This window comes from Microvirga tunisiensis (assembly GCF_009296175.1).
Taxonomy (GTDB): domain Bacteria; phylum Pseudomonadota; class Alphaproteobacteria; order Rhizobiales; family Beijerinckiaceae; genus Microvirga; species Microvirga tunisiensis.
On sequence record NZ_VOSK01000062.1, the window covers coordinates 23,085 to 29,229 of the forward strand.

Below are 6,145 nucleotides of genomic sequence, written 5' to 3' on the forward strand. Positions count from 1 at the left end.
CTGCGCGAAATACGGCGCCCACCAGACCTTCTATTCAGGGCTTCAACAGGATCGGCCCCGCCGAGGCGCCGCCCTCCAGCGCCGCATGGGCCGCAGCCGCCTCCGCAAGGGGGAAGGTCTTCCACACTGAGGGCGTGATGATACGAGCCGTCACAGCAGCGAATACGTCCGCTGCCCGCTCACGATACTCGGCAAGGTCGGTCGCATGGGCCGCCAAACCGGGACGGGTCAGGAAGAGCGAGCCCTTGGCGTTCAGTGTCCCGACCTCGATGGGCGGCGGTGCCCCGGTGGATGCCCCTATGGAAGCAAGCAGACCGCGCGGACGCAGGCTGTCCAGCGAGGCCGCGAAGGTGTCGCGCCCAATGCCGTCGTAGGCCACATCAGCCTTCCGGCCATTGGTGATGGCCGCGACCTCCGCCGGGAGATCGCAGGCTCCCCAAACCAGCACGGCATCGCATCCAAGCGCGCGCCCCCGCTCGACGCTGGCTTCCTTGGACACCACGCCGATCACGAAGGCGCCGAGATGCTTGGCCCACGGCGCCATGATCTGGCCGAGCCCACCCGCAACACCGTAGAGCAGGACGACCGTGCCAGGCCCCACTGGGTATGTGCTCTTCAGCAGGTACTGCGCGGTAACGCCCTTGAATAGAACGGTCGCGGCGTCCTCGAAGCTGATGCCGTCCGGCAGGCGCACCAGGCGTTCGGCCGGATAGAGACGCCCGCTTGCATAGGCTCCCAGCGGGCCGAGGATATACGCCACCCGGTCGCCCACGGCGACGTTGGTGACGGCGGAGCCGACGGCCGTGACACGTCCAGCTCCTTCGAGGCCAAGGCCGCCGGGAAGCGGGATCGGCACGGCACCCTTGCGCTGCGTGACATCGAGGTAGTTGACGCCAATCGCCTCCTGCTCGATCCAGGCCTCATGGGGACCCGGCTGGACCTGCTCGACGGTCTCAGGCGTGAGCACCTCGGGGCCGCCCGTTTGAGTCAGTCGAATTGCCGTTGCCATCGCTTTTCCTCCCTCGCGGCGAGCCGACCCGTGGGCTCATCAATACAGTCGGGAGGTTAGGCGTGCATCGGCCGGGAACAAGCCGGGATCGGTGCAAGACAATGCTGCATGGAGTGAAGCAATGGCAGTCTGCACTCGGCCAAGCTGCCCAGCAGGCTATCTGGACCTCCGCGAACGCGCCTGAATGTCGCCTCAGGGTCAAAGTGTAACGTTGAGCGGACCGAATGAAGGTCTGCTCATCCCGGCGATGCAGAAGTACGGCTAAGGTCAGCCCTGCGCCAGAAGGTGACGTTCGCAGCATTGGTCTGACAAACAACTTTACTCCCACAGAGAAAGCCTGCGGCTCATCCTTGGACACTTCCACCTTTGAGCGCCTAAAGCGCAGCCGGGAACTTCAATCTGCCCACCCTGTTGTCGGATAGCTTGGGCCGGCGCATCCGGCCGAGAACAAAATTACGCCAAGTGGAGCGGACGCATGAGCAATATGGAGCATTCCGATCAGCCTACTCCGGCAACGCCTGGAAGCGCGGCTTCGGCCGAGGCGACAAGCCCGACGGAACCGGCACTCGGAACGCCCGCGGATCCGAAAGCATCCACGCCGGATGGGCCAGTAGAGGCAGCTCCGACGGAAAGCGCACCAGCTGAAATGGCCGCTCCGCCAAACGTGCAGGAGCGCCCGAAGACCAAAGGCGTGGCCGATATCGTGTTCCTCGTCGATGTCAGCGGCAGCATGTCTCCCTGCATCGACGCGCTCCGCAGAAACATTGAGGCATTCATCGATTCCCTGAGCCAGGGCGATGCCAACAACGCTGCCCCTGTGAGGGCTTGGCGCGGCAAGGTTGTCGGGTATCGTGACATCGAGGCTGCCCAAGCCGAAGGCCTGCCTTGGATCGTCGACAACTCGTTCGTGCGTGACGCCGGCGCCCTCAAGGCGCAACTCGGCACCTTGCAGGCAAACGGTGGCGGCGACGAGCCAGAATCGCTTCTCGATGCTCTCTATACGGTTGCCTCTATGGAGGCGGCACCGAAAGGATCGCAGACCGAGGATCCGGCAAAATGGCGCTATAGGAGCGATGCGGCTCGCGTCGTCATCGTCTTCACCGATGCGTCGTTCAAGGAAACCATGAGCCTTCCTGAGGCGAAGGGCGGTTCGCTCCAGGATGTTGCAAACCTGGTAATGGCCAATCGCATCATTCTCAGTCTCTTTGCCCCCAACTTCGAGGGCTATGACCGACTAAGCCAGATCGACAAGTCGGAATGGGAGGTCGTGGAATACGAAGGATTGAACCCGCAGGAGGCACTGCAGAAATTTACATCGGACCCGGTCAATTTCCGCAACACCTTGAAGCAGCTGGCCGCCAGCGTGTCGCGGTCGGCAGCGACCGTGGCGCTGTAGACGCTCCGCCTCTGGCACGCTGAGCGCAAGTCATGGCCAAGAAGCTGAAGGTCGGGGATCGGATCCGGCAGTACCGTGTCACGAAAGTCTTCGGGCCGGGCATGATGGCGATCTCCTATGGCGCCGAGGGGCCGACGGGAGAGAAAGTCTTTCTGAAGCAGTACAAGTCTCCTGCCCCCACTGTCGTTTGGTACAAGGCGTTCGTTGCTTACCAGAACGAGCTCGGAGCCCGCGTCCGGAACGGGCGGGCGGCGCAGTTCGCCGTTCGCCAGGTGGATGCGTTCGAAGAGGTCTGGGGCGGGCCCTGCTACTTCCAGGCTTTCGAATTCGTCGAGAACGGAGCCGACCTGCAGCAGATGCTCGATGAGGAGCGCGAGTGGCATCGCCGAACGAAGTCGCCCGCCACCCGTGATCCTGCGGTCTGGGCGCGTCATGTCACTTGGGCCAAGGTCTTCATGACCGGAATAGCGGCGCTGCACGAATCCAAGATTGTCCATGCCGACCTGAAACCGGCGAATGCGTATCTGATCCAGGACCCCACGATCAGTTCCGGTTACCAGCTCAAACTGATTGACATGGACTTCTCACTCCTGGCTGACCGGCGCGCGCCATGGCATGGCCATCAGGGATATGTCGGCACCGACAATTACCGCTCTCCCGAGCACATGGCCCGAGGATCCGTGCCGGGGCTTGCGTCCGATGTCTTTACCTGCGCGCTGATGCTCTACGAACTTCTCGCAGGGTATCATCCCTATTGGACCGACGATCAGGCCGAGTACGCAAAGCTCGTGCAGAGCTATGCCGCTAAACCTCCAGCGCTTGCGGGGGTGATGCCGTCGCCGGCGAGCAATGCCGAGGTCAGCTCTTTCCTGCACCGCTGCCTTTCTCCGAACCCGGCTGACCGACCGACGGCTGCGGAGTTGCGCGCCGTTCTGAGCGGGCGCGGGGAGAAACCATCCGTCTCCAAAGCCGGCTCTGCGACGGCTTCGGCAAAGGCGCCGGCCAGCAGCGCTCCTCGCGCTGCCGCCGAGCTGATCCTGTCCGACAGGATCGAGTTGCTGGGCCCGGACGGCCGCTCGCTGCAGATCGGCGTAAGGACGGAACTTGGAAAAACCCTGGTGCGGCAGTTCGGGCCGGACAGCGAGTTCTGGGACAACCGCCAATGTGTTCTGGAACGCCAATCCGGCCAGCAATGGGTGCTCTCGCCTGTCGCAGGAACGACCAACGAAACCCTCGTGAACGGCACGGCGCTAACGGCGCCATACCCGCTCAGGCAGGGTGACCGGATCGCTGTCGGACGCCAAGACAAAGGCATCGTCAAGATGCCGCTCACGGCGCGGGCGCTCAAATGAACCTACCCGACGGACATGAAGCACCCGAGTCCGACCCTCCGTGCGAAGAGCCGAAGCAGTCAGAGGCAACTTCAACACCGGCCGATGTGCCCAAGGATGAACCTGATACGCAGGATCCTACACGATCTTCCAAGACTCTTGCCCCTGAGACTCTTGCCCCTGAGACTCTTGCCCCGGGAGCTCTCGTCGCAGGCGTTGAAGGTGCATCAGAGGTTGCTCCAACCCTGCCGTTGACCGGTGAGCCTCCGTCTGGCACGGGCAGCCCGCCTTCGGATGCGGTTCCGGCCACTCCCATCGGGCAAGATACCCTGCAGATTGTGGAGGTGGAAGACCTGGATTGGCAGGGCGTCCGTAATGCGGTCAACCCATCCTCCATCCGCGCCAACCTGCGGTCGATAGTGGAGCGGATGGAGGCGTTGCTCGATAGAGCCGACGGGCCCGGCATGCTGTTCGACAATAACCGGGCCGTGCCTGCCGACAAGGCGATCCAGATCTCCGCCATGGATACCACAAGCCCGTTGTGGATCGTCGGCGATCTGCACGGCGATCTTCTGGCGCTCGAGGCCGCCTTGGCGGCAATGCGCAGTCATCGGGCCTCGCAAACCGGCGAGGCCAAGCCACGGATCGTGTTTCTCGGCGATCTTTTCGACGATGAAGGTTTCGGGCTCGAAGTCCTTCTCCGCGTGTTCGAGCTGATCGTGGACGCGCCGGATCGCGTGTGCCTGATCGCGGGCAACCACGACGAGGCGCTCTCCTACGATGGCGTGCGGTTTGCTTCGAGCGTGACACCGTCGGACTTCGCGGATTTCCTGAACGCCAATCTCGCGCACGAATGGATCGAGCGGGCCGGCAAGGTGGCCGTGCGTCTGTTTGATCACGCTCCGCGTGCGCTCTTCTTTCCCGACGGTCTCCTGGTAGCTCATGGAGGCTTCCCGCTCGTGGATCTGCACGCGCGGCTTGCCGAAGCAGGAGAGTGGAACGATCCGATGTGCCTATCGGACTTCGTGTGGACCAGGGCGCATCCGAAAGCCCGCAAGAAGCTCCCGAACCGCTTTTCGCGGGGGAGCCAGTTTGGGTATGAGGACTTCGCCGCTTTCTGCTCCCTGAGCGCTGGCTTGGGACGCCCAGTCACACACATGGTGCGCGGCCACGATCATGTCGAAGAGAGATACGCAGCCTATCCCGCCTATGGGGCTCATCCGGTGCTGACGACGGTGGCGCTCTCGCGCCGATTGAGCCGCGAGAGCTTCGGCTCCTACGAGCGCGTTCCCACCATGGCGCAATTTGTCGAAGGAACGCTTCCCCAGGTGTATCGGCTGCACATCCCTGCGGACATGATCCGCGAGGTTTATCCGGAACTCGCCCCCGGCAGCCCCGAGAGTGAAACGATCCAGGAATCTCATCGATGACCGGCGTAATCCTGCGTTGCCCGAACTGTGGTACCTCGAAGACGACTCCTGGCGAATGCGAAGCCTGTCACGAGGCGCAGGTCCGCTACTACTGCACGAACCACAAGCCCGGGCGATGGCTCGATGCCTCGGTATGTCCGCACTGCGGCGCGGCATTCGGCGATCCGGTCCGTCCGGCGGCAAGGCCCATTCCGCCCGCCGCCCCGCCTCGTCCACGGACGACGGTCACGTCGGCTGCACCGCCGCGCGTCGATCCCCCGCCATCGCCCCCCAGAACCAGCGCCAAACCCTGGAGCCGCAGAGAACGGGAAAGAGCTCCAGATCGGGATTTGGGTGCCAGCGATGAGAGCGCTTCGGTGCGCGATATCCGTACGGCAAGAATGCTGGAGATCCTCAGGGCCGCTTCACGGTCCGGCCGCCTATCCCGAGGAGCAACCTACACCACTCCTGAGGCCCCACCGGTTGGGGCGGTGCTGGGCGGCTGCCTGATGCGCTTCGTGATCCTTGCGATGTTCCTGTTAATCATGCTTTCGCTGGTGGGTGGAGCGCTGTTCGGGCCTTACTATTTCTGAGGCCGCATTTAAGAGGCTGGTGAGCAATTATCTTTCCTTTCGCGTGAGGCGACGCAGCAGGATGCGGCTCATGGCGAGATAGAGCAACATCTCGCCGGTCTCGACCAAGCGTTCGTAGTCCTTGGCGAGCCGCCGGTTGGTGGTGAGCCAACCGATGGTCCGCTCGACAACCCACCTGCGTGCGAGCACCTGGAAGCCACTCGGTCGCGTCGGCGGCTCCGCGTCAGCCCGCATCCAGGTTCCGCCGCTCCACCAATGCTGCGGGATGGATAATCTCCAGCTCAGGGCCTTCTGGAGCCAGTCCTTCAGCCCACGATAAGCCGTGTCGGCCCACATCAACTCAATGGCCGGAAACAGATTCTGCAGACCCTCCAGCAGGAGTTCGGCTCCGGCGCGGTCATGGAGGT

At 63.2% G+C, this 6,145-nt stretch carries 6 protein-coding genes; 4 read left to right on the forward strand and 2 right to left on the reverse strand.

The genetic code is table 11. The features are described 5' to 3' along the window. Window positions 1-34 precede the first annotated feature (34 nt). Window positions 35-1,009 (reverse strand): quinone oxidoreductase family protein, encoded by a 975-nt coding sequence (locus FS320_RS16875; protein ID WP_152712992.1) that lies wholly within the window; start codon window positions 1,007-1,009, stop codon window positions 35-37. 475 nt (window positions 1,010-1,484) lie between these two features. Between FS320_RS16875 and FS320_RS16880 the strand changes: the two genes are divergently transcribed. From FS320_RS16880 to FS320_RS16895, 4 genes are all read left to right on the forward strand, one after another. Next, complete coding sequence (locus tag FS320_RS16880) at window positions 1,485-2,405, forward strand: vWA domain-containing protein (protein WP_152712993.1); 921 nt, start codon at window positions 1,485-1,487, stop codon at window positions 2,403-2,405. 32 nt (window positions 2,406-2,437) lie between these two features. Then, the gene (locus FS320_RS16885) at window positions 2,438-3,757 is read left to right on the forward strand and encodes a protein kinase domain-containing protein (protein WP_152712994.1); all 1,320 of its coding nucleotides are present in this window, start codon (window positions 2,438-2,440) and stop codon (window positions 3,755-3,757) included. A 323-nt stretch (window positions 3,758-4,080) separates the two neighbouring features. Then, window positions 4,081-5,166, forward strand: a complete 1,086-nt coding sequence (locus FS320_RS16890) for a metallophosphoesterase (RefSeq protein WP_162003035.1) — start codon at window positions 4,081-4,083, stop codon at window positions 5,164-5,166. After that, a complete protein-coding gene (locus FS320_RS16895) occupies window positions 5,163-5,738 on the forward strand; it encodes a hypothetical protein (protein WP_152712996.1) in 576 nt (191 codons plus the stop codon). Before FS320_RS16890 ends, FS320_RS16895 begins: the two co-directional genes overlap by 4 nt. Before the next feature lie 27 nt (window positions 5,739-5,765). Here FS320_RS16895 and FS320_RS16900 read toward each other — a convergent pair. Further along, window positions 5,766-6,145: transposase (locus tag FS320_RS16900; protein ID WP_152711663.1), on the reverse strand; the 380-nt coding region annotated here is incomplete at its 5' end.